Annotated in this window: 4 protein-coding genes; 3 read left to right on the plus strand and 1 reads right to left on the minus strand. The window is 61.8% G+C overall.

The genetic code is table 11. The annotated features are described in order from the left end of the window. On the plus strand, window positions 1-163 hold a 163-nt coding region (locus G4O04_07275; GenBank protein HEY58317.1), incomplete at its 5' end, for a UDP-2,3-diacylglucosamine hydrolase. Window positions 164-237: 74 nt separating this feature from the next. Continuing rightward, the gene (locus tag G4O04_07280; GenBank protein HEY58318.1) at window positions 238-1,359 is read left to right on the plus strand and encodes a glycosyltransferase family 4 protein; all 1,122 of its coding nucleotides are present in this window, start codon (window positions 238-240) and stop codon (window positions 1,357-1,359) included. 31 nt (window positions 1,360-1,390) lie between these two features. On the opposite strand, the gene G4O04_07285 is transcribed toward G4O04_07280, so the two are convergent. Beyond that, the gene (locus G4O04_07285; protein ID HEY58319.1) at window positions 1,391-1,918 is read right to left on the minus strand and encodes a type 1 glutamine amidotransferase; all 528 of its coding nucleotides are present in this window, start codon (window positions 1,916-1,918) and stop codon (window positions 1,391-1,393) included. A gap of 372 nt (window positions 1,919-2,290) precedes the next feature. On the opposite strand from G4O04_07285, the gene G4O04_07290 reads away from it, so the two are divergent. Beyond that, window positions 2,291-2,644 carry an IS630 family transposase gene (locus G4O04_07290; GenBank protein ID HEY58320.1) on the plus strand — a complete coding sequence of 118 codons (354 nt, stop codon included), beginning with the start codon at window positions 2,291-2,293 and terminating at the stop codon, window positions 2,642-2,644. Window positions 2,645-2,872 lie beyond the last annotated feature (228 nt).

A 2,872-nucleotide genomic window follows, 5' to 3' on the forward strand; every position in this document is an offset into this window, starting at 1 on the left:
ACCGCTGCCCGAAGTCAAGCACACCACCATCCATGGCCATCGCGTGATGCTATGCCATGGAGACGAGCTATGCACCCTGGATACTGCCTACCAGCACGCGCGGCGCAAACTACGCAACCGTTTTGTGCAATGGCTTCAGGAACAACTGCACCCCACCCCTTAAACTGGTCCTCTTTCCTATATGCAGCGGGCCCCGTGCCCGCTGTTTCTTTCTCGACCGGACCAAGGAGGAAGAGCATGTCCCAAGGTCTACGCGTGGCCCTCATCTACCTGGGCCGACGAGGAATGGGAAACCCCTTGTCTTTCACCATGGCTCAAACCCTCCACAAGCAAGGGGTTCCCTTGCTCGCCGTGACCTCTTCTTTCAGCGAAGCGGCATCCCTCTGGGCCAAGGCTCCCTTTTCAACGCTCGCCCTCCCCACCTACCGCCACCTGAGCGAAATGCTGTTGACCACCCTTCAAGGGCAGGCGCTGCGACGCATCGCCGAGGGCGTAGTGGCTTTCCAGCCGGATGTGCTGCTCTTCCCCATGTTCCACCCCTGGAACCTATGGCTACAACGCCGCTTTGCTCATCTGCCTTCGGTCACCGTGGTCCATGACCCCCACCCTCACCCTATGTTTTACGACCGCCTCGCCGCCCGCCTGGAACACCTCAGCCTGCGCCGCGCCACGCGCTGCGTAACCCTCAGCAACGCCATGGCTCAGGCACTGGCGCAACGAGGCATCCCGGCGGAGCGCATCGAGATCGCCCCCCTGGAGCGGTTGCTGGCCTTTCCCGAAGCCAGGCTCCCTGGGCCCTCCTTCGCGCCCCCCACGGTGCTTTTCTTCGGCCGCATCACCCGTTACAAAGGGGTGGCCTATCTGCTAGACGCCATGGAGCGCCTCTGGCAACGCCTGCCCGAAGCCCACCTACACCTCATCGGCTCTGGCGACCTGAACCCTTACAGTGCCTGGCTGCAGCGCTATCAGGACGATCCTCGCGTGCAGGTACGCCAAACCTGGGTTCCGGAGGAAGAGATCCCCTCGGTTTTCCGAGGCGCCAGCGTGGTCGTCCTGCCTTACACCAGCGCCACACAATCGGGCGTGGCCGTGCTGGCCGCCTCCTTTGGGCTCCCCGTGGTCGCCACCACCATGGGCGCGCTTCCCGAGCAGGTGGAAGACGGCGTTTCAGGCTGGCTAGTTCCCCCGGCTGACGCCGCAGCCCTGACCGCCGCCCTGTTCCAGGCCCTCACCCAGCCTGAAGAAACCCAACGGCGCGGCCATGCCCTGTGGAAGCGGCTGGCCTCGCCTGCGGCTCAAGCGGAAGCCGTACAAGCGATTCTCCAAGCCCTCCAACGGGCCATGGCCGCGCCTGGCTGACCAAAAGGGGCTTGCCCCGCCCACGCCTTTCTTATCCTTCGGCCAGGGCCACTACCAATTCGCGGCAGAAAGCCGGGATGTCCTTCACCACCCGCCCCCACACCAGATTGCCGTCCCGAAAGGCCGGCTCATCCACCCAGATGGCTCCGGCGTTGAGCAAATCGTCCCGGATGCCCCGGGAGCCCGTGGCCCGTTTGCCGGCCACAATACCCGCCGAGATGAGCACCCACCCGCCATGGCAGATGGAGGCGATCACCTTCCCCTGAGCATCCAGCGTCCGCACCCGGTCCAACACCGCAGGCACGCGCCGCAGTTTGTCCGGCGCCCAGCCTCCCGGCACGACCAAACCGTCCAGATCCTCGGGTCTGACCTGCTCCGCCGCCACATCAGGGCGGGCTTCCAGACAATGCTTGCCGCGAAATACCTCGGCCCGACCGCTGCCGATGATGACGACCTCGGCACCTTCCTCCCGCAGGCGCATCACAGGCACCCAGAATTCCAGATCTTCGAAACCCTCTTCCACCAAAACGCCAATGCGTTTACCCGACAAGGGAGCCATATCCAACCTCCTCCTGGGTGAGATCCAAGGTTTTCGAACAGGCTTTGGTCATCCAAAGCCCCTTTCATTCTACCAGCAACACTGTTGAAACGTGCGCACCATCTGCACCCAGGCCAACCCATCCAACACCAACCAGGCACCGATCAGCACCCAGACCCGAGCCCGCGGCGAGAGACGAAGCCAGGCCAGCCCCTGCCACCAGGGCTTTTTTAATGTTTTGCATGTAAAAACAAACAAAAATAAAATAGAGTCACAAGCCCCAAGGGAGTAGAGAGCCATGAGACCCAAAGGAAGCGCTGAAGCCTTAGATATGCGTCGACTGGGGGCTGCCCGCTTGTTGAAAGAGGGGAAAGGGATAAAGAGACGGCCCGCCTGGTAGGGGCTTCGCCTTCGGCCGTGTGGGAATGGAAACGGCGCCTGGAGGAAGAAGGAGAAGAGGCCCTCCAGGCCCGGCCCCGGCCTAAACGGAAGCGGCGGCTCAGTGAGGAGCAACAACAGCGCTTGAGCGAACTGCTGCTCCAAGGCCCACGAGCGGTGGGGTTTCCGACCGAGTTATGGACCCTGAAACGGGTGGCCCAGGTGATCGAACGGGAGTTTGGCATCCAGTACCATCCTGCGCATGTGTGGCGCATCTTACGCGCCATGGGCTTCAGTTACCAGAAACCGGAACGGCGGGCACGGGAACGGGACGAAGAAGCCATCCGACGGTGGCGCAAAATGACTTGAGAAGCAATAAAAAAGCCCAGGCTGAAAACAAAGTCATCGTCATTTCCGACGAAAGCGGCTTTATGTTGCAGCCGGTGGTGCGGCGGCCTGGGCGCCCAAGGGAAAAACGCCCCAGCAGTATAGTTGGGATCGCCATCACCGCCTTTCTACTATCGCAGCGTTGGTCCTCTTTCCTGAAGAAGAGAAAGTGGGCTTATCCTTTCAGCTGGTGGCTCACAATATCAAAGG

It is taken from the genome of Anaerolineae bacterium (genome assembly GCA_011176535.1).
Taxonomy (GTDB): Bacteria; Chloroflexota; Anaerolineae; order Anaerolineales; family DRMV01; genus DUEP01.

What these genes read in the sequence shown, in the direction of transcription:
- G4O04_07285 (HEY58319.1), bottom strand. Translation starts at nt 1,918, where the DNA reads ATGGCTCCCTTGTCGGGTAAACGCATTGGCGTTTTGGTGGAAGAGGGT.
- G4O04_07280 (HEY58318.1), top strand. Translation starts at nt 238, where the DNA reads ATGTCCCAAGGTCTACGCGTGGCCCTCATCTACCTGGGCCGACGAGGA.